This is a genomic window from Arthrobacter sp. NicSoilB11, from assembly GCF_019977375.1.
In the GTDB taxonomy this organism is placed as follows: domain Bacteria; phylum Actinomycetota; class Actinomycetes; order Actinomycetales; family Micrococcaceae; genus Arthrobacter.
This window is the reverse complement of sequence record NZ_AP024657.1, coordinates 2,452,582-2,476,276: the sequence shown is the minus strand read 5'-3', so window position 1 is coordinate 2,476,276 and position 23,695 is coordinate 2,452,582. Positions and strand designations below refer to the sequence as shown.

Below are 23,695 nucleotides of genomic sequence, written 5' to 3'. Positions count from 1 at the left end.
CATGCTTCGCCGGACATCGAAAACCGTCTCCCTGCTGGCCGCCGTGGTCCTTGCCCTTGCGGCCTGCACTCCCGGAAACCCAGCCGAGGGAAACAAGACCATCAAGGTGGCCTACCAGAAAACGGATTCGTTCAAGACCCTGGACACCATGTTCCAGGATGCGAAAAAAGAGTTCGAAGCCGCACACCAGGGCGTCACCATCGAACTGCAGCCCATCCAGGCGAACGACGACGACTACGGCACAAAGCTGGCCCTGGCCCTTCGCTCGCCTGCCACTGCTCCGGACGTCTTCTACGAAGACACCTTCAAGGTCCGCTCCGACGTGGACGCCGGGTACCTCCTGAAGCTGGACAGCCGGCTGGCCGGATGGGGTGACTGGGACAAGTTCAGCGACGGCGCCAAGGAGGCCGGGAAAGCGGACGACGGCGGCACGTACGCGGTGCCGCTGGGCACCGACACCAGGGCCATCTGGTACAACAAAAAGGTCTTTGCGGCCGCCGGCATTGGGTTGCCGTGGCGCCCGTCCAGCTGGCAGGACATCCTGGACACCGCAAGGAAGATCAAGGCATCCAACCCGGACGTCATCCCCTTCAACATGTATGCCGGCAAGGGCACAGGTGAAGGGACCGTGATGCAGGGCTTCTATGAGCTCCTCTATGGAACCGGGGCAAGCCTCTATGACACGGATTCGAAAAAGTGGGTCGTTGGGTCTGCCGGCTTCAAGGACTCGCTGACCTTCCTCAAGACCCTTTACGGCGAGAACCTCGCAGTGGCCCCGGCCGAGGCGCTGGACCCGAACATCTGGAAGAAGGTGTTCGGTGAATGGTTCCCGAAAGCAAAGCTCGGGGCAACCGTGGAAGGCTCCTACGCGCCGTCGTTCTGGCAGGCCGGTGGAAGCTACGCGTGGCCGGGCTACGAACAGGACATGGGCGTGGCCCCGTTCCCGACGCAGAACGGCGGCGCCCCCGGCGCGGTCAGCATGTCCGGCGGGTGGACCCTTGCCGTCGGGGCGGAAACCAAGCAGCCCGACCTTGCCTTCAACTTCCTCACCACGGCACTCAATGCCAAGAACTCGCTGGCCTTCACGGTGGCCAGCTCACAGATCGCCGTCCGGACCGACGTGGCCGCCGACCCCGCCTACCAGTCCGCCAACCCGTTCGTGAAGGACGTGTCCGGCCTGGTGGCCGTCACCAAATTCCGGCCTGCCACCTCCGACTATCCGCGGATTTCCGCTGCCGTCCAGGAAGCCACCGAGGCCGTGATCACCGGCAGCAGGAGCCCTGAACAGGCAGCGGCCGACTATGACACAGCCGTGGCCGGCATCGTGGGCGGCGACAAGACCGTCCGGAAGTAGCGTTGGCGGCCCACCACCGGACACGGCAGCTGCTCCGCTACCTGCCCGTCCTGCCTGCCGTCCTGCTGCTGCTCGTCTTCCTGGCCGGCCCGGTACTGTGGGCCTTCAACGCCTCGCTCACCAACGCCGGACTGACCGGCCGCAACGCAAGGAACCCCCAATGGGTGGGGCTGGAGAACTACCAGCGGCTGCTGGAGGACCCCGTCTTCCCGCTCTCGCTGGCGCTGACGGTCCTGTTTGTCGCAGGCTCGGCAGTCCTGGGCCAGAATGTGCTGGGACTGGCCCTCGCCGTCCTCATGCGCCGCGCACGTCCGATGGTCTCGGCAACTGTTGGCACCGCCGTCGTGGCCGCCTGGGTCCTGCCGGAAATCGTTGCCGCGTTCGCCGCCTATGCCTTCTTCAGCCGCGACGGCACGCTTAACCAATTGCTGGGCCGCTTCGGTGCGGGGGAAACCGACTGGCTCTACACCGTGCCCATGGCCGCCGTGATCCTGGCAAACGTGTGGCGCGGGACCGCCTTTTCCATGCTGGTGTACCGGGCAGCGCTCAACGGCGTCCCGGCAGAGCTGACCGAGGCCGCGCACATGGACGGGGCCGGTGCCTGGCAGCGGCTGGCGTTCATCACGCTGCCGGTGATCCGCGGCAGCATCGCCACCAACCTGATGCTGGTTACCCTGCAGACCCTGGCTGTCTTCACCCTGATTTGGGTCATGACTGCGGGCGGACCGGCCAACGGCAGCACCACGCTGCCTGTCCTGGCCTACCAGGAAGCCTTCAAATTCGGTGACATCGGCTACGGCACCGCCGTAGCGTCCGTCCTCATCCTGATCGGCGCCGTCTTTGGCGCAGCCTATCTCCGCCTCCTCAGTGAGCAGAAGCCGTGACTGCACCGAAATGGGCGGGACGGCGGCTCCCGCAGCAACAGCCCGGCCAGCCCAGCCCCAGCCGTCCACGCCGAGTGCAGCCCAGGCGCGGCCGTACCCGGGGCAACGCGTGGGCGGACGCGGTCCTGGTGCTGATTGGCGCCTGCTTCCTGCTGCCGTTGTTGTGGCTGGTGTTCGGTTCCGTGGATCCGGCCGCCGGACACGGCATCAGGGTTCCGCAGCAGCCCGGCCTGGACAATTTTGCTGCCGTCCTGACCCCCGAACTGCTGTTTCGTCCGCTGTGGAACAGCCTGCTGCTGTCCGCGGGGACCGGAACGGTTACCCTGGCGGCGGCCGTGCTTGCGGCGTACCCGCTCTCCCGCTACCAGTCCAGGTTCAACAAGCCGTTCCTGTACGGCATCCTGTTTGGCACCTGCCTTCCCGTTACCGCCATCATGGTGCCGGTCTACGGACTGTTCGTGCAGCTGCACCTGCTGGATTCCCTGCCCGCCACGGTGCTTTTCCTGGCCGCCACCAGCCTGCCGATGGCGATCTGGATGACCAGGAACTTCATGGACGCCGTGCCTCTGGCCCTGGAGGAGGCGGCCTGGGTGGACGGCGCCTCCAGGCTGGCCGCCCTGCGATCGATCGTGCTTCCGCTCATGCGCCCGGGCCTGGGGGTGGTGTTCATCTTTGTGTTCATCCAGGCTTGGGGGAACTTCTTTGTTCCGTTCGTACTCCTGCTGTCCGAGGGCCGGCAGCCGGCGGCAGTGTCGATCTTCAGCTTCTTCGGCCAGCACGGGGCAGTGGCCTACGGCCAGCTGGCCGCATTCTCGATCCTCTATTCGGTCCCGGTCCTGGCCCTCTACGTCTTCGTGGCACGCGGATCCGGCAACTCGCTGGCCCTTGCGGGCGCAGTCAGGGGTTAGTCGATGTCCTCAAAGACCACGCCGAACGGCAGGGTGTCGTCGAGGTGGGCCTGGTGCCCGGTGGAGCCCGGGTTGTAAACCACCCGGACACCGTGCAGCTTTTCCGCCGCAGACTGCATCAGGACAGGCCGGACCGTATCGATGAACATCTGGCTCTTGTCGGCGAGGTATTCCTTGTAGGTGGCTGGAAGCTCGATCATGGCAAAAGGATAGACCTGCAGACCCCGCATGGGGAGGGGTGCCCATTGCCGGGTTCCGGGCGCCGGGCTTGGATAGGATGGCGGGCGGGACACGGCCTTCCGGACCGCGCGCCCATCACCGTCTTCAGGGGGAGATCCAGTGCTTTCGACCAGCGTGCCCGCAAGAATCCAGCCTGCGGAGCTGGCCAGGGCGCAGCGGGTGGCCGCCGGCGTCGCACGCAGTTTCGATGCCAAGGTGGTGGGCCAGTCCCGGCTGCGGGAATCGCTGCTGGTGGGCCTGCTGACCGGCGGCCACATCCTGCTTGAGAGCGTACCGGGACTGGCCAAAACCACTGCGGCCCAAACGCTGGCCGAAGCCGTCAGCGCCGAATTCCGCCGGATCCAGTGCACCCCGGACCTGCTGCCCAGCGACATTGTGGGCACCCAGATCTACGACGCCGCCAAGGGAACGTTCCGCACCCAGCTTGGCCCGGTCCATGCCAACATCGTCCTGCTCGATGAAATCAACCGGTCCAGCGCCAAAACCCAAAGCGCCATGCTGGAGGCGATGCAGGAACGCCAGACGTCCATCGGCGGCCAGGACTACCGCCTCCCGTCGCCGTTCCTGGTCCTGGCAACGCAGAACCCCATCGAGCACGAGGGTACATACCAGCTGCCCGAGGCCCAGATGGACCGCTTCATGCTCAAGGACGTCCTGGACTACCCCAGTCCTGCGGAAGAGGCGCAGATCATCGCCCGGATCGACGCCGGCGTCTTCACGCCGGAACAGAAACCGGCGGCGGCCGCTTCCCTTGATGCCATCCTGGAGATCCAGGAACTGACCAGGCGCATCTACATTGACCCGGCGGTGATCAACTACATTGTGGGCCTGGTGTACGTGACACGGAACGCGGCCCAGTACATTGACGCCCGGCTCGCCGGGTTCATCGAGTTCGGCGCCAGCCCCCGTGCGAGCATCGCCTTCAGCCAGGCCGCCCGCGCCGTGGCACTGCTGAACGGCCGCGACCACGTCATTCCCGAGGACGTCAAGGCGCTGGCCCATCGGGTGCTGCGGCACCGCCTGATCCTGAACTTTGACGCGGTGGCCCAACAGGTTCCGGTGGAATCGGTAATCGACGCGGTCGTCGCCGCTGTCCAGACTCCCTGAACCCCTATGGCCGGCCTCCTCCAGCGGGTGAAATCGAAGATGGCCATCTTCGCCCACCGCAAAGCCCGCGGCATGCTCGACGGCGAATACGGTTCGGTGTTCAAGGGCCGCAGCCTGGACTTCGATGACCTGCGCGGCTATGTGCCCGGGGACGAAGTGCGCGACATTGACTGGAAGGCCACCGCGCGCCACGGCTCACCCCTGATCAGGCGCTACGCCGCCGTCCGCCGGCAGACTGTCCTCCTGGTCACCGATACCGGGCGCAACATGGCGGCGGAGGCCCGGTCAGGGGAGGCGAAGAAGGACATTGCCGTGCTCGCCCTGGGGGTCCTTGGCTACCTGGCCCACCGGCACGGGGACCTGGTGGGGCTCGTCTGCGGTGATTCAACGGCCACGCGTTCCCTGCCCGCAAAGGGCGGCGAGGCCCACCTGGAGCGGCTGCTGGGGCACGTGGACTCCCACACGAGCCTCGACGCGGCGCCCAGCCGGATCCAGGAACAGCTCGAGTACACGGCGCGCACCATCAAGGGACGCCACCTGCTGTTCGTCGTCGCGGACGAGATTGCCGCAGACGATGCCATGGCCCAACTCCTCCGCAGGCTGCGCGCCCAGCACGAGATCCTCTGGCTGACCGTCAGGGACGCAGACCTGGCACCATATCCCCTGACCGGTCAGGTTCCAAGCGCGGAGGTGGACTACTGCAGCGTGGCCGATTCCGCCCTGCTGCCATGGCAGCCTGCTGCGTCCGCTGCGGTGAAGGCCGCTTACACCAGGGCCACCGCAGAGCGCGACGCGGCGCGCAGGGCCATGCTCCGGGCCGCGGGGATTACTGAGGGGGAGGTGGCAGGCAGCGGAGACGTCATCACGGGTCTCTTCGCCCTGCTGGAGAGGCACCGGCGTGCAGGCTGATCCCGGATTCTATGGCCCGCTGCAGTACAGCCCCGCCTGGCTGTGGTGCGGCGCAGCACTGCTGGCACTGGTGGCCGGGTGGTACGCCTACGTGTTTGCCTCCACCCGCAAGGCGGAACGCTCAGCGCAGCGCAGCTCCAAGCCCGGCAGGTCCGCCCTGACCGACCTGCCGGCCCTCAAAGCCGCGTACCTTCAGCGCATCAACGAGGTGGAGGAGGCAGCGGCAGCCGGGCATCTCGAGGCACGCGGAGCGCACCAGCAGCTCAGCCTGCTGCTGCGCGGGTTCGTCCGCGATGCAACCGGAGTGGACGCCACCAGGATGACGCACCACGATTTGGCGCGCCACCCGCTCCCGGCGGCGGCCGACGTCGTCCAAGCTCTGTACCCCGCTGAATTCGGCCCCGGTCCGCTGCCGTCCGTGAGCGTGTCGGCAGCAAAAGCTTCGGCGGCGGTGCGCTCGTGGAGCTGATGTTCTGGTGGCTGCTGCCGGTTGCGGCCGCTGCCGCAGGAGCGGCGGTATGGGCTGCCTTGCGCAGCAACCGGTTGTCCAACGGACGACGGCGGCCGGTTGCCCACGCCGACAGGCTGACCGCGCTGCCCGAATACCAGGCAGCCCTTCGCCGGCACCGGCGGTGGCTGGTCCTGGCCGGTGCCGCCTGCGCCGTGCTGCTGGTTTCCACTGCGGTTGCGGCGGCCCGCCCCCTTGACGTGTCCACCCTCCGTCCGGAGCAGCACAACCGCGACATCATGCTCTGCCTGGACACCTCCGGATCGATGAGCAGTGCCGACGCGGCAGTGGCGGACGTCTTTGCTGGCCTGGCACGGGAGTTCGACGGTGAACGGATCGGCCTGACCATCATTGACAGCACCGCCATCCAGGTCTTTCCACTGACCGACGACTACCACTACGCCCAGGAGCAGCTCCACCTCGCGAGGGACGCGTTCGACGGCAAGCAGGGCAGCTCCGGATTCTTCGACGGCACATGGAGCGGCAGGGGTTCGTCACTGATAGGCGACGGCCTGGCATCGTGCATCAACAGCTTTCCCGGCTCCGACGCTGCGGGAAGCAACGCTCCCCGGCGCTCGCGGTCGGTGGTGCTGGCCACGGACAACTTGCTCTCCGGTGAACCGATCATGACCCTGGAGCAGGCGGCGCGGCTGGCCAAGGACCGATCGGTGCACGTCCACGCGCTGAACCCGGGGGACCTGGACTATGGCAGCGGGACCGGCCAGCCCGGTGCCCAGCTCCGGGCGGCAGCGGAGTCCACGGGCGGCTCGTATTACGCCCTGGACAGCCCTGCTGCCGTTGCCGGAATAGTCACCGCCGTGGAGAGAACTGAAACGGCGGCCATCCAGGGCGCGCCGCGTGCTGTGTTCTCGGAGGTACCTGGCCTGCCGCTGGCTGCTGGGCTGTTGTCCGCCCTGGCCCTGTGCGCAGTCCTGTGGCGGCTGCAGCCGGGCCGCCGCGGCAGCAGGGGGTGGCTGCGGCGGGGCGCCGTGGTGCTGCTGGTCATGGCGGCCGCCCTGCGGCCCGGCCTGCCCGGCGGATCGGTCCAGGCTGCCGCCGCCGACCTCAACGTGTTCTTCGTGGTGGACACCACCACCAGCATGGTGGCCGAGGACTACGGCAACGGCAGCCCGCGGCTGGAAGGCGTCCGGAAGGACATCATGGCAATCGCCGGGCAGTTGCCCGGCGCCCGCTTTTCAGTCATCACGTTCGACACCACCGCCCACGTCCGCATGCCCCTCAGCACGGATACGCTGGCACTCGAGACCATCACGGATGTCCTGGAACCCCAGGTGACTGCGTACGCCAAAGGCAGCAGCATCACCGCGGCGAGGCAGGTGCTCGCAGAGCAATTGGCCGCCGCCAGGGACGGCCATCCGGGCCGGCCCCGGCTGGTGTATTACCTGGGCGACGGCGAACAGACCAGCGGCAGGGAACCCGGGGCAATGACATTCGACGGCGGCCTGGTGGCCGGGGGAGCGGTGCTGGGCTACGGGACGGCGGCGGGCGGCCGGATGAAGGAGAACAGCGGACAGGAGATCACCGGACAGGAGAACAAAGGCCAGGAGAACAAAGGACAGGACAACTCAGGGCAGGAGGACGACGGCGGCACGTATGTCCAGGACAACCGCGCCGGCACCAGCGGAGACGCACTGTCGGTCATCGACGAGGGGAGGCTACGGACCATCGCCGGCCAGCTCGGCGTGCCCTACGTCCACCGCGCCGCCGGCGATCCCGTGGGGGACATGATGCAGCAGGCACGCCCCGGCAGGGTGGAACGTGCGGATGGAGACGGCCCGACGGCGGCCGCAGCCGAGCTGTACTGGATCTTCGCCGCCGGCGCCTTCCTGCTGGCCCTGCCGGAGGCGGTGGGCATCGTCCGGCAGCTGTGCGGGTTGCCCCGCATGCGCCGCAGCGGAGGGGACCGGTGACTGCCAGGGCCCGCAGGAAACGCCTGCTCCTCTGGTCGGCGGTGCCCGTAATGCTGCTGCTGTGCGTCGCCGCCAAACTCCTGAGCCTCAATGTTCTTGCGGACCGTGCCGCGACCGGTTTTGCGGCAGGGAATGCGCCCGCCGTGGATGCCGCAGCAGAGGGCCTTGGCCTGGCCAACCTGGTGGAACCGCACAAGGCGCCGTTCGCTGCCGGTGACGCCGCGGTGCTGGCAGGTGACTATGGGGAGGCGAAGGCCCTGTTCGAACAGGCGCTGGGACTGGTCCCGGACGGAGCCGGCGATGAATGCCTGGTCCTGGTGAACCTTGTCCTGGTGACCGAACGCCTGGGCGACCAGCGGCTCCAGGCCGGGGACCCGTCGTCGGCCGTTCCGCTTTTCAACGAAGCACTGGCAACCGCCGGGCAGGCACCGGAAGGCTGCCTGTCCCCGGACGCGGCAGCAGGAGCGGACAGGAGGTTGGCCGAAGCGCGGGAACGGCTGGAAGGAAAGCTTGGCGCCGCCGGACGGCCGGAGGACCCGGAGGATGCGCCGGGAAATGAATCCCCGCAGGACGGGTCAGCGGCTGCACAGCAAAGCCAGCTGGACCGGCTCCAGGAGAATTCACGGCAGGCCCAGCGGGAGCGGAACAGCGGGCGCGAACGGGAAGAATACCTGGACAGCGGCACTGGCACGGCGCCGGACCGCCCTTGGTAGGAACCCCGCCAGGCGAAGAAAATTCTGCCGCCGCAGGAAACAGCCCGTAAAAGTGCGTCTTAATTCGGCCCCGACTTGTCCCGGCCCCGCCCGGCCCCATAGAGTCATAGACAAGTTACCGCGGTAACGTGTCAGCGATCCTCCGTTCCGGAGGGTGTGGGTGCCCCCATGTGGGCCTGACATTTGCTCACGGACTACTTCATTCAAGGCGTAACAGTCGCGGCTGCGTCCTCGTGGAGTCCCTCCGTGTTCCCCAAACTCAAATTCATTGCCGGTTTCCTGTCCTGTTTCGTGGCAGGGAACCCCCAATGGCCCAAAGCCAAGGACGCAAATGTCACCACCAAGCCTGATTGACGCACATCCCAACCTCTCCGACACCGCTCCGGTGGCGCTTTCCTATGAGCTGTTCCCGCCGCGCTCTCCCGCGGCAGCGGAGACGCTCTGGACCACCATCCGCGAGTTGGAAGCCACTGAACCGGACTACGTGTCCGTCACGTACGGCGCCAGCGGATCCAACCGGGACACCGCCGTCGAACTCATCAACCGGCTCCTGCTGGAAACCACGCTGCGGCCGCTGGCCCACCTCACCTGCGTGGGCAACACGCCGCAGGAACTTGCCGCGATCGTCGGCGAACTGCTGGACACCGGGGTTCGGGGCATCCTCGCCCTCCGCGGAGACCTTCCCAAGGACGCCAGCGCCCCGGCCACGGGTTCGCTCCGGTACGCCCAGGACCTGATCGAACTCATCCGCCGTGTGGAGCAGCGCCGGTCGGCCCTGCTGTGCGCAGGAAAGATCGCAGTGGGCGTGGCTGCATATCCAACCCGGCATCCGGAGTCGCCCAGCGAGGAGCACGACGTCGAGGTGCTGCTTGCCAAGCAGCGGTCCGGCGCGGATTTCGCCATCACCCAGGTGTTCTTCGAGACCAGGCAGTACGCCGACCTCCTCACCCGGGCCCGCCGTGCCGGGGTGACCATCCCGATCATCCCGGGCGTCATGCCGCTGACCAGCCTCCGCCGGTTGAACCGGCTGGGCCAGCTGACGGGCGTGGAACCCGCCCCGGAACTGATGGCCCGCCTGGCCGCAGCGGACTCCGACCTCGAACGCCTCCACATTGGTGTCGACGCCACCGTTGACCTGGCCAACGCCGCCCTTGATGCGGGTGCACCCGGCATCCACATCTACACCTTCAACGAGCACCAGAGTGCCTTGGAAGTGCTGGACAAGCTGGCCCTGCCGCGGCGCAGCCGTCCCGGCACCCGCCGCGAATCGATCGCCCGCAGCCAGCTCGCCAGCTGACCGGCGCCCACCTCACCAGCTTTCCTTCACCCACGCAGCGTTCGTACACGCCGCGTTCATCCGTGCTGCGTTCATCCGCGCACGCCCTCGACATCAGGAGTAACCCCATGACTGAACAGAACACCGCCCGCACGCCGTTTCCGGCAGCTTCACTCCTCGGCTACCCGCGGATCGGCCGCCGCCGCGAACTGAAGAAGGCCGTTGAGGCCTACTGGGCCGGCAGGATCGACGCCGGCGCCCTGGACGCCGCCGCCAAGGACATCCAGCTCAGCATCGCCAAACGCCTGCAGGAACTGGGCCTCACCGAAGCCGCAGCGGTCCCGGGCACGTTCTCCTACTACGACCAGGTCCTGGACACCACCGCGCACCTTGGCGCGGTACCGGCCCGGTTCGGCAAGCTCCTCAACGCCGGGGGCCAGCTGGACATCGACGGCTACTTCACGCTGGCCCGCGGCAACAAGGAACAGCAGCCGCTGGAGATGACCAAGTGGTTCGACACCAACTACCACTACCTGGTTCCGGAGATCGGCCCGGAGACCAAGTTCACCCTTGCGTCCACCGCCAAGGTTGACGAGTTCGCCTTCGCGCTGGCCAACGGCATCGAGACCCGCCCCTACATCGTGGGCCCGGTCACCTACCTGCTGCTGTCCAAAGCTTCCGACGACGCCCCCGCCGGCTTCGCGCCGCTGTCCCGCCTCGAAGACATCCTGCCCGTCTACGTGCAGCTGCTCGAAAAGCTCGCCGAAGCAGGCGCCGGCTGGATCCAGCTCGACGAGCCCGCACTCGTGGTTGACCAGGACACCCCGGCCGTCGAAATCGAAGCAGCCGTGGCCCGCGCCTACGAGGTCCTCACCGCTGCGGCCAACCGCCCGCAGATCCTCGTCTCCACCCCATACGGTTCCCTCGACGGACAGCTTGGGACCCTCGCCGCCACCAACATCGACGCCCTGCATATCGATGTCTTCAAGGGCGCCGTCCCCTCCGCAGCGGCACTCGCCGCGCTGGGCAACAAAACCCTGGTTGCCGGCGTCGTGGACGGCCACAACATCTGGCGCAACGACCTCGCCGCTTCGGCTGCCAAGCTGGATGAACTGACGGCAGCTGCCGGCAGGGTCACCGTTTCCACGTCCACCTCCACCCAGCACGTTCCCCATGACGTCGAGGAGGAGACACAGCTCTCCCAGCAGCTCCGCAGCTGGCTGGCGTTCTCGGACCAGAAGGCCGTGGAGGTCAAAACCCTCGCGTCCTACCTGGCCGACCCCGCTTCCGCCAAGGCCGCCATTGACCAGGCAACCGCCGTGATCGCTTCCCGCGCCTCCGCAGAGGGCGTCCGCCGCGCTGACGTCCGGGCCCGCACCGAGGCACTGACCGCAGCCGACTTCACCCGCTCCGACTATGCGGTCCGTGAAGCGGCGCAGGAGGAAGCACTGCACCTGCCGCCCCTGCCCACCACCACCATCGGCTCCTTCCCCCAGACCTCGGACATCAGGTCGGCGCGCGCCCGGAACAACAAGGGTGAGCTCACCGACGACCAGTACGCGCAGCTGATGAAGGACGAAATCAAGCGTGTGGTGGAGCTGCAGGAAGAGCTCGGCTACGACGTCCTGGTGCACGGCGAACCGGAGCGCAACGACATGGTCCAGTACTTCGCCGAGAACCTCGAGGGCTTCGACGTCACCGTCCACGGCTGGGTGCAGTCCTACGGTTCACGCTGTACGCGTCCGTCCATCCTCTGGGGCGACGTCACCCGCAGCGCCCCCATCACCGTTGAGTGGGCCAAGTACGCCCAGTCCCTGACCAGCAAGCCGATGAAGGGCATGCTCACCGGCCCCGTCACCATCCTGGCCTGGTCCTTCGTCCGCGACGACCAGCCCCTCGGCGAGACCGCCAACCAGGTCGGCCTGGCCCTGCGCGACGAAATCGCCGACCTGGAAGCTGCCGGCATCAAGGTCATCCAGGTGGACGAGCCCGCCCTGCGCGAACTGCTCCCACTGCGCAAGGCCGACCAGGCGGATTACTTGAAGTGGTCTGTTGACTCCTTCCGCCTGGCCACCGCCGGCGCCGCCGACTCCACGCAGATCCACACCCACCTCTGCTACTCCGAGTTCGGCGTGATCATCGACGCGATCGACGGGCTGGACGCGGACGTCACCTCCATCGAGGCTGCGCGCTCCAGGATGGAGGTTGTCCACGACCTCGAGTCGCACGGCTTCGGCCGCGGTGTGGGCCCGGGCGTCTACGACATCCACTCGCCGCGTGTTCCGGGCGAGCAGGAAGTCACCGAGCTGCTGGCCACCGCCGTCAAGCACGTTCCGTCCCGCCAGCTGTGGGTCAACCCGGACTGCGGCCTGAAGACCCGGGGCTACGCCGAGACCGAAGAGTCCCTGCGCAACCTGGTCAAGGCCACGCAGACGGTCCGGGCCGGCCTGCTGGAGGCGGCCAAGTAAGACGGGAAACGACGCAACCGCGGCCGGTCACCCCAGGTGGCCGGCCGCCGTCGTCTGCGTCATCCGCCACCCGCTGACGGCCAGCCACACGGCCGCCACAACAATGGCCACAATGCCCACAAGCGTGGGCAACGAATTGGCTGCCGAAAATCCGGATTCCCCGATGATCCACCCCTGCGCCACATACGCCAGCCCGGACAGCGCCATGAGGTAGCCAACAATCCGGGAGGTGTGGCGGGCTGCGGCCACAGCAACACCAACCAGTACCAAGGCGGCACCCAGCAGGATGCTCTGGTAGCTGCGCATTCCCCATTCCAGCCAGCGGATGCCTTCAGCCGTGGCAAAACGGGGCGGCTTTTCCGGGTCCGGGGCAGCAGCCCACGCGTCCACCGCCTGTTTCAGGGCCACCCCGTCAACTGCCTGCAGGGCGGCGTAGAGCACAACTGCAGCAGCGGCGGACAGAGCACCAAACCGTGCGGCCCAGGCCAACGGGCGGCGCTGGACGCCGAGCGCGGTGCCCAACGTAACAAGTCCGGCCCCCACCAGCGCCATTCCCACGAACTGGCCCAGGTGCACGGCGGTCCAGATCCCGCTGTTGGCATAGGCGGTGAAGGACGCCACGTGGTCGTTGGCGTCGTGGGACTCGGCATGCAGGAGGCCGGCGAGAATCGAAACAAGCACGCCGGCGAGGAGCAGCGACGAAGCCAGCCGCCAGATGCCACGCCTGTCATCAACCACATCCATGGCCGCCCACCATCCTTGGTGCCCGGGCGCTGTCGACCGGTCGACGGCCTAGGACTCCCAGACGATCTCGTCGTCCACCACGCCGTCCTGGTCGGCGGACGCCACCAGGACCTCGTCCGTGAAGTGCTCGCCCAGGGTGAAATCCAGGACAAAGTAGCGCTCGGGCTGGCCGGGGTAAATGCCCACATGGCCAAGTTTGAGGGCCTTGAGGAAGACCTCGTTGGTGAGCTGGCTGCGGTCCTGGACACCGAAAACCTTGTGCAGGTGCTCGTCCTTGAGGGCGTTGCAGTGGAAGTGCAGATACTCCTGCGGACTGGTGCCCTCCTGCTCAAGTTCCTCAGCGATCATCTCGCGGACCTCGTCCACCAGTTCCGGCAGGAAGCGCAGCCGGTACTCGACCTTGCGGAGCGCGGCTTCATCGAAGTTGTCGTGGGCGTTGATGTTCAGGTCGAGTTCCAGCGGGTGGCCACGCAGCTCATGTTTGGCGGCAAAGAGATGGTCCATGCCGTGGTTGAGCTCGATCTCCCCAAAGTGCTGGCTCGCTACCTTGTTCATATTCTCAACATAGACCCGAAGGGCAGACCATTCCAGCGTTCTGCCCTAATTCACTGCCGTGCGCATCCCGGCAAGGGTTTCGGCCAGGAGGTCAACGAAAAGCTGCACCCGTGCCGTCTTCCGGTCATTGATCAGCAGCGCAAACACGTTCCGGGCCAGCCGGATCTCCGGGACGTCCAGCACCACAACGCCTGCCGGCTTGTTCCGGAGCGCGAGTTCCGGAACCAAAGCGGCTCCCAGCCCTGCGGCGGCCATCTCCAGGCTGGCATGGAAATCGTCGCTGTGCGCCACCACCCTGGGGTGCAGGTTGCAGCCGGCAAACAGACGCTCGATCACCATGGCGTCACTGGTGCCGGGATGGTGCATGATCCACGGCATCTCCGAGAGGTGGTCGGCCGCGACCTTCGCGTCGGCCCGGAAACCCCAGCCGGCAGGCAGCACCACCCGGAAATCGTCGTCGCCAATCCATTGCCTGTTGATGGTGTTGGGCCAGGCGAAGCCGGTCTGGCCCACCTGGAACACCACGGCCAGGTCCAGGTCGCCGCCGGTACGCAGCCCCTGGATGGTTTGGCCGGGTTCAGCCACGGACACCTGCAGGTCGATCCCAAGTTTCTTCCACGCCGGGTTCTTCAGGATCCGCGGCAGGACATACGTGGCCAGGCTGGGGAAGATCCCCAGCCGCAGTTCCTGGCTTTCCGTGGCCTGGGTCCTGGAGGCGGCGGCCATCAGTGCCTCGATATCCGTGAGCACCTTTGCGGCGTGCCGCGTCATGACGACGGCGGCTTCCGTAGGAATCACGGCGCGCGCCGAACGCTGGAACAGGATGGTGCCCGTTTCCCGCTCCAAAGCCGACATCTGCTGGGACACAGCGGAGGCCGTGTAGCCGAGCGTTGCCGCTGCGGCAGCAAACGATCCCAGCCGCGTGACTTCAAGGAGGGTCTTCAGGTGCACCGGGTTTAACACCAGCCCACAGTACTTCACCCATCCACAGCCGGCACGGCACCGAATAGCCAGTTGTATACGCAGCCCAGCGGCAAATGTTCAGCAGAGGAGCATGAATTGTCACCTAACCCAGCAGGAAGTCCAGGCGGGCGGCGGCGCGTCGCCGTGATCGGCAGCGGCGTGGCCGGATTGACGGCCGCCTACGTGCTGAACAGGCAGGACGACGTCACCCTGTTCGAGGCGGACTCACGGCTGGGAGGCCATGCCCACACCCACGACATGCCGCAGCCCGACGGCAGCGTCATCGGGGTGGACACCGGGTTCATCGTGCACAACGAACGGACCTATCCCACACTGCTGCGGTTGTTCGCCGAACTCGGCGTCGAGACCCAGGACTCCGAGATGAGCATGTCAATCCGCTGCGACGGCTGCGGGCTGGAATACGCGGGGGCACGGGACGGCGCCCGCGGCATCATCGCCAAACCCTCCAGCCTGCTCCGCGGCCGCTACCTGCTGATGCTGCTGGAGGTGACCCGTTTCTACCGGAAGGCGAGGGAGTTGCTCAGGACCGCGCCGCCGTCGGCCGCCAGCGGCGAGGTGCCGGTGCCGGAACTGACACTTGGCGCGTTCCTGGAACGGGAGAAGTTCAGCCCTTACTTCATCTCCCACTTCATGACCCCCGTGGTCAGTGCAGTCTGGTCCTGCGACCCCACCACCGCCCTGGCCTACCCCGCGCGGTACCTCTTCACGTTCCTGGGCCACCACGGCATGCTGGGGATCAAGGGTTCGCCGCAGTGGCGCACCGTCACCGGCGGCTCTGCCCGGTACGTGGAAAAGCTCGCCGCCACGCTGGCCGACGTCCGGCTCAACACGCCCGTCACTGCCATCCGGCGCGTGCCCGACGGCGTGGAGCTCGCAACGGCCAGCGGGCCGGAAGAGTTTGACGCCGTCGTGGTCGCCACCCATCCCGCGCAGGCTCTCCGGTTCCTGTCCGACGCCACACCGGAAGAGAAGGAAGCGCTGGGCGGGATGCCGTATTCGGTGAACCACACCGTGTTCCACCGGGACCCGGCAGTCCTGCCTGCCGCGGACAACGCCAGGGCGTCGTGGAACTACCGGCTCCCGGCGTGCGACGCGCGACCCGACAAGGTTGTGGTGAGCTACGACCTGACCCGGCTGCAGCGGCTGCATCCCGTGGACGGAAAGCCGTACCTGGTGAGCCTGGGGGAGTCGGAACTGATTGCCGGCACCGCCGTGCTGGAGCGCATGGTGTACGAACATCCGCAATACACGCCGGAATCCCTCCGAGCCCAGCAGGCCATCGCCGCGCTGAGCGACAACCGGATCGCCTACGCCGGGGCCTACCTTGGCTGGGGCTTCCATGAGGACGGTGCCCTCTCCGGGGTGCGGGCGGCCGAGAAACTGGGCCGCACCTGGCCGGAGGCCCGCGCGGATGAACCGGGCAACTCCTCCGGCGAGGGGGAGCGGGAACTGCTGTCCACGGAACGGGCATGACCATGGACGCCTCGATTTTCCGCACGTCCATCTCCCATGTCCGGCGCAGCCCCTTGAAGAATGCGTTCACCTACCGCAGCTACAGCTGGTTCGTGGACCTGGACCACATGCCGCGCCTGCCGTTCCTGCTCCGGCCGCTGGCAGTGTTCCGCGCCGGAGACCACCTGGGCGATCCCGGCGCAAGCATTCGGGCCAACGTGGAGCGCTACCTGCGCACCCAGGGGGTGGAGCCCGACGGCGGACCCATCCACATGCTCACCAGTGCCAGGGTTTTTGGCTACGTCTTCAACCCGCTCACCCTGTTCTGGTGCTACCGCTCCACCGGGGAACTGCAGTGCGTGGTGGCCGAAGTCCACAACACCTACGGGGAGCGGCACTGCTACCTGCTGCGAACCGATCCCTCCGGGCGGGCCTCGGTGCCGAAGGCGTTCTACGTGTCACCCTTCAACGACGTCGACGGCGAGTACCGGATGAAGCTCCCGGCCCCGGGGGACAGGCTTGCCGTATCAATCATCCTGGAGCGGGAGGGGCACCGGCCCTTCGTGGCCACCATGGACGGACGGCGCCGCCCCGCCACGGTTTCGAACATCCTGGCGGCGGCTTTCGCGGTGCCTGCCGCGCCGCTGCTGGTATCCGCCCTGATCCGGATACAGGGCATTAAACTCTGGGCAAGACACCTGCCCGTCGTTGCCAGACCACCCCACACTTCACAGGAGGCAGTTCAATGACCATGACGGACGATAACGGCACCACCGCAGGCCGTGTCGAAGGCAAGGCCGGCGGACCATCCGCCGGACACGTGCCCGCAGCCTGGGGCGCAACCGGGGTGCCGGCGTCGCCCGCCATCATCAATCCCGACCTGTGGCCAGGTGTTGCCCAACCGCCGTCGGGCCTGAAAGCCGGACTGGCCGGCAGGACAGCGGGCCTGCTGTTCAGGGGTGCGGTCAAGCGGCTGCCGCTCCGCGTCGAATATCCGGACGGGTCCGTGCTCGGAACGGGCGGTCCGGAGGCCCCCGTGATGACCATGCTGCGGCCCGACGCCTTCGAGGCACGGATCGGAGACAACGGCCTGATCGGTCTGGGCGAATCCTTCATGGCCGGCGACTGGGAAGCCTCGGACCTCGCCGCGCTGCTCGAAGTCTTCGCTGCCTCCGTGGACACGCTGATCCCCATGCCGCTGCAGAAGCTGCGCTCGCTGTACCTGCCCCGGACACCCCGCCAGGAACGCAACGCCGAACAAAACACCCGCAGCAACATCTCCCGGCACTACGACCTGTCCAACGACCTGTTCTTCAACTTTCTGGATTCCACCATGAGCTACTCCTCGGCATTGTTCCCGGAGAAGGCGGGTCCGCTGTCCACCGTTGCATGGGAGTTCCTGGCCGAGGCCCAGCGGGCCAAGATCGACCGGCTGCTGGACAAGGCCGGCGTGGGCGAGGGGACGCGGCTGCTGGAAATCGGCACCGGCTGGGGCGAGCTTGCCCTGCGTGCCGCCGCCCGCGGCGCCACGGTCTACAGCGTCACGCTGTCCAGCGAGCAGCAGGCGCTGGCGCAGGAACGCATTGAGGATGCCGGATTCGCGGACCGCGTGACCGTTGCCCTGCAGGACTACCGGGCGGTGGAAGGCGAGTACGACGCCGTGGTCTCGGTGGAAATGATCGAGGCCGTGGGGTACGAGTACTGGCCCATTTATTTCCAGACCATCGACCGCGTGCTGGCACCCGGCGGAAAGGTGGCCATCCAGGCCATCACCATGCCGCACGGCCGCATGCTGGCCACCCGCAACGCCTACACCTGGGTGCACAAGTACATCTTCCCCGGCGGGTTCCTGCCGTCCGTCCGTGCCATCGAGAGCGTGACCCAGCAGCACACCACCCTTCGGGTAAGGGAGCGCATGGGGATGGGTGACCACTATGCCGCCACCTTGCGGCTGTGGGAGGAACGGTTCCTTTCCCGGTCCCGGGAAGTGGGGGAGCTCGGCTTCGATGCAGTGTTCCAGCGGATGTGGCTGTTCTACCTCTGCTACTCGCGCGCCGGTTTCCAGTCCGGTTACCTGGATGTCCAGCAGATCGTGCTGGACCGCCGGGAGGCGCAGCTATAGCATTCGGCAGAAGCAAGGGGAATCGGGGGTTCAGGCATGAAACTGAAGACAGTGGCATGGACGACGGCGGCGACGGCCGCCACAGCCGCCGCGGGCGGAGTGGCCACGGATCCGCAGGGCAGCTGGTACCTGCGGCTGCGCAAGCCGGACTGGCAGCCGCCGGCCATCGCCTTCCCGCTGGTGTGGACGGCCCTGTATGCAGACCTCGCGGTGACGTCCGCCGTCGCACTGGACCGGGCTGCTGAACTGGACCGGGCTGCTGAACTGGACCGGGCTGCTGCCACCCCGGCCGGCACATCCGACCCGGGTGGCAAGGGCTCCCGCCGGGAGCTCCGCGCCTACCGGAGTGCATTGGCTGCCAACCTGGTCCTCAATGCATCGTGGAGCTGGTTCTTCTGGCGCTCACGCAGGCCCTGGCTTGCGGCGGCCGAGGCCGCCCTGCTCGCCGCCAGCAGCGCCGATCTGGTGCGCCGCACCTATCGGCTGAACCGTGCGGCCGGGGTATCGCTGGCTCCCTACGCGGCGTGGTGCGGCTTCGCCACGGCGTTGTCCACCGCCATCGCCAACCTCAACTCCGCCAAGCGGTAGGAAACCCCGGGCAAGCTGGACACACCTTCGCCGCAGGGAGCGGAACCCGGGTCCGTGACCACTACATGTAGTGGTCACGGACCCTTTTCATGCGGAAGGAAACAGGGCGCGACACGCCGCAGCCGTGCGACACGCGGTCCTTTAAATGTGGCTAAGTACTCCACAGGGTGTGGACCCAGCCCGCAAAAAACCCGCGATTCCGGGCATTTTTCCCGCCCCTGCCTGTGGATTAACGGTGCATTAAATGACATACTTGTAATACATCATCTTGGGGTTCCAAAGAGGCGTCTGCACTACATGTAGTATCTACATACAGCTGGACGGGGACACCGGGCCGGCAAGATTTCAACTAAGGGGACAGGGACAAATGACCGTAACGGTTTACACGAAGCCTGCTTGTGTTCAGTGCAACGCCACCTACCGCGCGCTCGACAAGAAGGGCATCACCTACCAGAGCGTTGACATCTCCCAGGACGCCGAGGCACTCGAGCGCCTAAAGGCACTTGGCTACATGCAGGCTCCCGTTGTAGTCACCGACCAGGACCACTGGTCCGGCTTCCGCCCCGACAAGATCGAGGAACTGGCGCTTTCCGCCGTTTCCTCCGTGGCCTAGGAGTTCTGCTTTTCCTGCCGGCAACCATCAATCAGCTGAGGTGACTCACGTGGCAGCACCAGCAGCACAGCATGACCACGAGGCCTTACCAATTCACCAGGTTGTTTCGATCCACGCGGCTCAGCGCGTGGAGGTGTCCCCGCCGGCCGGGCCGCAGGACCAGGTTGAACCGGTCCGCACCGGCAGCCAGCTCATCTACTTTTCCTCCGCATCCGAGAACACCAGCCGCTTCGTCGCGAAGCTTGGCCGTGAGGTTGCCCGGATCCCGCTCTATCCAAAGGACGCACCCCTCCTCGCTACCCGGCCATTCGTGCTGGTGGTGCCCACCTACGGTGGCACCGGGGGAGAGGGGTCCGTTCCCAAGCAGGTCATCCGGTTCCTCAACAACCCGCAGAACAGGAAACTGCTCCGCGGCGTGATTGGCGCCGGAAACACAAACTTCGGGGACAACTACTGCATGGCCGGGGACATCATCGCCGCCAAATGCCACGTACCCCACCTCTATCGATTCGAACTTATGGGAACGCCGGAAGACGTTACCCGGGTCAACCAAGGATTGGACACGTTTTGGACACGACTGTCGCAGACACAGAAGTAACCAGGTCCCGGAAGCCTGAGATGCCCGCCGCGTATAAGGGGCTGGGCTATCACGAGCTGAACGCCATGTTGAACCTCTATGGTCCCAACGGCGAAATCCAGTTCGGCGCCGACCGCGAGGCCGCGCACCAGTACTTCCTGCAGCACGTGAACAACAACACGGTGTTCTTCCATGACCTGGAGGAGAAGCTCGACTACCTGGTGAAGAACCAGTACTACGAGCGCGAGACGCTGGACCAGTACACGATGAACTTCATCCGTGAGCTGTTCAACCGCGCCTACAAGAAGAAGTTCCGCTTCGAGACCTTCCTGGGTGCCTTCAAGTTCTACACCTCCTACACGCTGAAGACGTTCGACGGCAAGCGCTTCCTGGAGCGCTACGAGGACCGCGTCTGCATGGTGGCACTGCACCTGGCGCGCGGCAACGAGCAGCTGGCCCTGCAGATGGTGGATGAAATCATCGAAGGCCGTTTCCAGCCGGCCACCCCCACGTTCCTGAACGCGGGCAAGAAGCAGCGCGGCGAGCTGGTCTCCTGCTTCCTTCTCCGCATCGAAGACAACATGGAGTCGATCGGACGCTCCATCAACTCCGCCCTGCAGCTGTCCAAGCGCGGCGGCGGAGTGGCCTTCGCGCTGACCAACATCCGCGAGGTGGGCGCGCCCATCAAGCAGATCGAGAACCAGTCCTCCGGCGTCATTCCCGTGATGAAGCTCCTCGAAGACAGCTTCTCCTACGCCAACCAGCTCGGTGCCCGACAGGGTGCCGGCGCCGTGTACCTGCACGCGCACCACCCGGACATCTACCGGTTCCTGGACACCAAGCGCGAGAACGCGGACGAGAAAATCCGCATCAAGACCCTCTCCCTGGGCGTCGTCATTCCGGACATTACGTTCGAACTGGCCAAGAAGGACGAGGACATGTACCTGTTCTCGCCCTATGACGTCGAACGCGTCTATGGCATGCCGTTCTCGGACGTTTCGGTCACCGAGAAGTACTACGAGATGGTTGACGATTCCCGGATCAAGAAGACCAAGATCAAGGCACGCGAGTTCTTCCAGACCCTCGCCGAGATCCAGTTCGAATCCGGCTACCCGTACATCATGTTCGAGGACACCGTGAACCGGGCCAACCCGATCGACGGCAAGATCATCATGTCCAACCTGTGCTCGGAGATCCTCCAGGTTTCCCAGCCCACCACGTACAACGATGACCTGTCCTACGCCGACACCGGCAAGGACATCTCCTGCAACCTTGGTTCACTGAACATCGCCAAGACCATGGACTCGCCGGACTTCGGCCTGACCATCGAGACGGCCATCCGTTCCCTCTCGGCTGTCTCGGACATGTCCAACATCACCTCGGTGCCGTCCATCGCCAAGGGCAACGACCAGAGCCACGCGATTGGCCTGGGCCAAATGAACCTGCACGGCTACCTCGCGCGGGAGCGGGTCCACTACGGCTCTGAAGAGGGCCTGGACTTCACCAACATCTACTTCTACTCGGTGGTGTACCACGCCGTCCGCGCCTCCAACCTGCTGGCCATCGAAACCGGCCAGACGTTTGGCGGCTTCGAGAAGTCCAAGTACGCGTCGGGGGAGTTCTTCGACAAGTACACGGAGCAGGAATGGGTTCCGCAGACCGAGAAGGTCCGCGAGCTCTTCAAGAACGTGCACATCCCCACGCAGGAAGACTGGCGCGCGCTGAAGGCTTCGGTCATGGAGCACGGCATCTACAACCAGAACCTGCAGGCCGTGCCGCCGACGGGCTCGATCTCCTACATCAACAACTCCACCTCCTCGATCCACCCGGTGGCGTCCAAGATTGAGATCCGCAAGGAAGGCAAGCTGGGCCGCGTGTACTACCCGGCGCCGTACCTCACCAACGACAACCTGGAGTACTACCAGGATGCGTACGAGATCGGCTACGAGAAGGTCATCGACACCTACGCCGCCGCCACCCAGCACGTGGACCAGGGCCTGTCCCTGACGCTGTTCTTCAAGGACACCGCCACCACGCGCGACATCAACAAGGCCCAGATCTACGCCTGGAAGAAGGGCATCAAGACCATCTACTACATCCGTCTCCGCCAGCTCGCGCTGGAAGGGACCGAAGTTGAGGGCTGCGTCAGCTGCATGCTGTAGCTTCAACCAACGCGACAGTACGACGGCGGGCGCCCGCCCGCCGTCGTACGCTTTAACTTAGAGAAAACCCACCCAACGCATAGGGGATGACATGACCGAGAAGGTCAAGCTGCTCAGCCACGTCGAGGCCATCAACTGGAACCGCATCCAGGACGACAAGGACGTCGACGTCTGGAACCGCCTGGTCAACAACTTCTGGCTGCCGGAAAAGGTGCCGCTGTCCAACGACGTCCAGTCCTGGAACACGCTGACGCCGGCCGAGCAGCAGCTCACCATGCGCGTATTTACCGGCTTGACCCTGCTGGACACCATCCAGGGCACGGTCGGTGCGGTGTCCCTGATTCCGGATGCCCTCACTCCGCACGAGGAGGCTGTGTACACGAACATCGCCTTCATGGAGTCAGTGCACGCCAAGAGCTACTCCTCCATCTTCTCCACCCTGGCTTCCACCAAGGAAATCGACGAGGCATTCCGCTGGTCCACCGAGAACGAGAACCTTCAGAAGAAGGCGCAGATCGTCATGGACTACTACCAGGGTGACGATCCGCTGAAGCGGAAGGTGGCCTCCACGCTGCTGGAAAGCTTCCTGTTCTACTCGGGCTTCTACCTGCCCATGTACTGGTCCTCCCGCGCCAAGCTGACGAACACCGCCGACCTGATCCGCCTGATCATCCGTGACGAAGCTGTTCACGGTTACTACATCGGCTACAAGTTCCAGAAGGGCCTGGAAAAGGTCTCCGAGGAACGCCGCCAGGAGATCAAGGACTACACGTTCGAACTGCTGTTCGAGCTGTACGAAAACGAGGTCCAGTACACCCACGACCTTTACGACGGCGTGGGCCTGGCCGAGGACGTCAAGAAGTTCCTGCACTACAACGCCAACAAGGCCCTCATGAACCTGGGCTACGAGGCGATGTTCCCGGCGTCCGTCACCGACGTGAACCCGGCCATCCTGTCGGCCCTGTCCCCGAACGCTGACGAGAACCACGACTTCTTCTCGGGGTCAGGTTCGTCCTACGTGATCGGCAAGGCCGTCAACACGGAAGACGAGGACTGGGACTTCTAGGACGTTGTGAGACGTAGATCTAAGTAGAAGAACCAGTTCTTATTTGGAAGTCTTGGGACAGGTACATGGAAGTCATCCAACTAGCCTGGCATCCTGCACTACCCAACCGGGGGACTTCCGGCGTGGCGCCCATCTGACATCACGCTTATGGTCACGTAGCAGAGGGTCAATGGCCCGGATGCGTTGGGAAAAGGTGCGCGCTGCACAGCTGTATCCTTTACCACCATGCAAGCGCCGGTGTTCTTGCATCTCGCGACAAAGGGTCAAGCCAAGCTGCCCCTCTCCGCCTCCCATGGCCCCTCATCTTCGGTGTGGCTCCGTTGGTCCTGCACGGACAGCTCGTTCTGCTGCCATGTATAGCGTCTCGATGTTGATGGTCTTGTCCCTGTTGCTATATCTGCCCTACTTCAACCTTGCCTTTCACCTCGATCGGGCTAAGCGTGTGTCCATGTCCAGTGCGGGTGAACATTAACAATGCTGGGACAACATTTTGCCCAAGGGCCCCGGACCTTCATTGAAGTGGTCCCCGAAAGT

The 23,695-nt window shown here is 65.6% G+C and carries 22 protein-coding genes; 18 read left to right on the top strand and 4 right to left on the bottom strand.

Annotation, left to right across the window (positions count from 1 at the left end; genetic code table 11):
• Position 1 precedes the first annotated feature (1 nt).
• From LDO14_RS11485 to LDO14_RS11475, 3 genes are all read left to right on the top strand, one after another.
• Positions 2-1,354: an extracellular solute-binding protein gene (locus LDO14_RS11485; protein ID WP_018769449.1), complete on the top strand. Its 1,353-nt coding sequence runs from the start codon at positions 2-4 to the stop codon at positions 1,352-1,354.
• A 2-nt stretch (positions 1,355-1,356) separates the two neighbouring features.
• Positions 1,357-2,238, top strand: a complete 882-nt coding sequence (locus LDO14_RS11480; RefSeq protein ID WP_223991857.1) for a sugar ABC transporter permease — start codon at positions 1,357-1,359, stop codon at positions 2,236-2,238.
• 74 nt (positions 2,239-2,312) lie between these two features.
• Positions 2,313-3,146 (top strand): carbohydrate ABC transporter permease, encoded by an 834-nt coding sequence (locus LDO14_RS11475; RefSeq protein ID WP_223995201.1) that lies wholly within the window; start codon positions 2,313-2,315, stop codon positions 3,144-3,146.
• Here the strand turns inward: LDO14_RS11475 and LDO14_RS11470 are convergent.
• Positions 3,143-3,346: a hypothetical protein gene (locus tag LDO14_RS11470; RefSeq protein ID WP_223991855.1), complete on the bottom strand. Its 204-nt coding sequence runs from the start codon at positions 3,344-3,346 to the stop codon at positions 3,143-3,145. The two genes, LDO14_RS11475 and LDO14_RS11470, sit on opposite strands and share 4 nt — an antisense overlap.
• Before the next feature lie 139 nt (positions 3,347-3,485).
• Between LDO14_RS11470 and LDO14_RS11465 the strand changes: the two genes are divergently transcribed.
• From LDO14_RS11465 to metE, 7 genes are all read left to right on the top strand, one after another.
• Positions 3,486-4,493 (top strand): MoxR family ATPase, encoded by a 1,008-nt coding sequence (locus LDO14_RS11465; protein WP_018769445.1) that lies wholly within the window; start codon positions 3,486-3,488, stop codon positions 4,491-4,493.
• Between the two features lie 6 nt (positions 4,494-4,499).
• Positions 4,500-5,402 (top strand): DUF58 domain-containing protein, encoded by a 903-nt coding sequence (locus tag LDO14_RS11460; RefSeq protein WP_018769444.1) that lies wholly within the window; start codon positions 4,500-4,502, stop codon positions 5,400-5,402.
• The gene (locus LDO14_RS11455) at positions 5,392-5,871 is read left to right on the top strand and encodes a hypothetical protein (RefSeq protein WP_134164663.1); all 480 of its coding nucleotides are present in this window, start codon (positions 5,392-5,394) and stop codon (positions 5,869-5,871) included. Before LDO14_RS11460 ends, LDO14_RS11455 begins: the two co-directional genes overlap by 11 nt.
• Complete coding sequence (locus LDO14_RS11450; RefSeq protein WP_223995194.1) at positions 5,871-7,841, top strand: VWA domain-containing protein; 1,971 nt, start codon at positions 5,871-5,873, stop codon at positions 7,839-7,841. Before LDO14_RS11455 ends, LDO14_RS11450 begins: the two co-directional genes overlap by 1 nt.
• Entirely contained in the window at positions 7,838-8,554 is a 717-nt protein-coding gene (locus LDO14_RS11445; RefSeq protein WP_346656230.1) for a hypothetical protein, read from the top strand. The genes LDO14_RS11450 and LDO14_RS11445 overlap by 4 nt, the downstream gene beginning before the upstream one ends.
• Before the next feature lie 331 nt (positions 8,555-8,885).
• Positions 8,886-9,851 (top strand): methylenetetrahydrofolate reductase, encoded by a 966-nt coding sequence (locus LDO14_RS11440; RefSeq protein ID WP_018769440.1) that lies wholly within the window; start codon positions 8,886-8,888, stop codon positions 9,849-9,851.
• A 107-nt stretch (positions 9,852-9,958) separates the two neighbouring features.
• A complete protein-coding gene (gene metE, locus LDO14_RS11435; RefSeq protein WP_144599801.1) occupies positions 9,959-12,298 on the top strand; it encodes a 5-methyltetrahydropteroyltriglutamate--homocysteine S-methyltransferase in 2,340 nt (779 codons plus the stop codon).
• 27 nt (positions 12,299-12,325) lie between these two features.
• Here the strand turns inward: metE and LDO14_RS11430 are convergent, their stop codons facing one another.
• Genes LDO14_RS11430 through LDO14_RS11420 form a run of 3 tightly spaced genes read right to left on the bottom strand, consistent with a single transcriptional unit; the run spans position 12,326 to position 14,560 of the window.
• Entirely contained in the window at positions 12,326-13,042 is a 717-nt protein-coding gene (locus tag LDO14_RS11430; protein ID WP_223991854.1) for a hypothetical protein, read from the bottom strand.
• 48 nt (positions 13,043-13,090) lie between these two features.
• The gene (locus tag LDO14_RS11425; protein ID WP_018769437.1) at positions 13,091-13,597 is read right to left on the bottom strand and encodes a DUF2004 domain-containing protein; all 507 of its coding nucleotides are present in this window, start codon (positions 13,595-13,597) and stop codon (positions 13,091-13,093) included.
• A 45-nt stretch (positions 13,598-13,642) separates the two neighbouring features.
• On the bottom strand, positions 13,643-14,560 hold the full coding sequence (locus LDO14_RS11420) for a LysR family transcriptional regulator (RefSeq protein WP_223991852.1): 918 nt from the start codon (positions 14,558-14,560) through the stop codon (positions 13,643-13,645).
• 96 nt (positions 14,561-14,656) lie between these two features.
• On the opposite strand from LDO14_RS11420, the gene LDO14_RS11415 reads away from it, so the two are divergent.
• From LDO14_RS11415 to nrdF, 8 genes are all read left to right on the top strand, one after another.
• Entirely contained in the window at positions 14,657-16,054 is a 1,398-nt protein-coding gene (locus LDO14_RS11415) for an FAD-dependent oxidoreductase (protein ID WP_223991850.1), read from the top strand.
• Complete coding sequence (locus tag LDO14_RS11410; RefSeq protein ID WP_018769434.1) at positions 16,051-16,782, top strand: DUF1365 domain-containing protein; 732 nt, start codon at positions 16,051-16,053, stop codon at positions 16,780-16,782. Before LDO14_RS11415 ends, LDO14_RS11410 begins: the two co-directional genes overlap by 4 nt.
• On the top strand, positions 16,779-18,155 hold the full coding sequence (locus LDO14_RS11405) for a class I SAM-dependent methyltransferase (RefSeq protein WP_223991848.1): 1,377 nt from the start codon (positions 16,779-16,781) through the stop codon (positions 18,153-18,155). Before LDO14_RS11410 ends, LDO14_RS11405 begins: the two co-directional genes overlap by 4 nt.
• A gap of 36 nt (positions 18,156-18,191) precedes the next feature.
• Positions 18,192-18,743, top strand: coding sequence for a TspO/MBR family protein (locus LDO14_RS11400; RefSeq protein WP_223991846.1), 552 nt, complete (start codon positions 18,192-18,194; stop codon positions 18,741-18,743).
• Positions 18,744-19,110: 367 nt separating this feature from the next.
• The gene (gene nrdH, locus LDO14_RS11395; RefSeq protein ID WP_013601222.1) at positions 19,111-19,356 is read left to right on the top strand and encodes a glutaredoxin-like protein NrdH; all 246 of its coding nucleotides are present in this window, start codon (positions 19,111-19,113) and stop codon (positions 19,354-19,356) included.
• Positions 19,357-19,483: 127 nt separating this feature from the next.
• The gene (nrdI, locus tag LDO14_RS11390) at positions 19,484-19,954 is read left to right on the top strand and encodes a class Ib ribonucleoside-diphosphate reductase assembly flavoprotein NrdI (RefSeq protein WP_144600040.1); all 471 of its coding nucleotides are present in this window, start codon (positions 19,484-19,486) and stop codon (positions 19,952-19,954) included.
• 20 nt (positions 19,955-19,974) lie between these two features.
• Positions 19,975-22,095 (top strand): class 1b ribonucleoside-diphosphate reductase subunit alpha, encoded by a 2,121-nt coding sequence (gene nrdE / locus LDO14_RS11385; protein ID WP_018769430.1) that lies wholly within the window; start codon positions 19,975-19,977, stop codon positions 22,093-22,095.
• A 91-nt stretch (positions 22,096-22,186) separates the two neighbouring features.
• Complete coding sequence (gene nrdF / locus LDO14_RS11380; protein WP_018769429.1) at positions 22,187-23,161, top strand: class 1b ribonucleoside-diphosphate reductase subunit beta; 975 nt, start codon at positions 22,187-22,189, stop codon at positions 23,159-23,161.
• Positions 23,162-23,695: the final 534 nt, after the last annotated feature.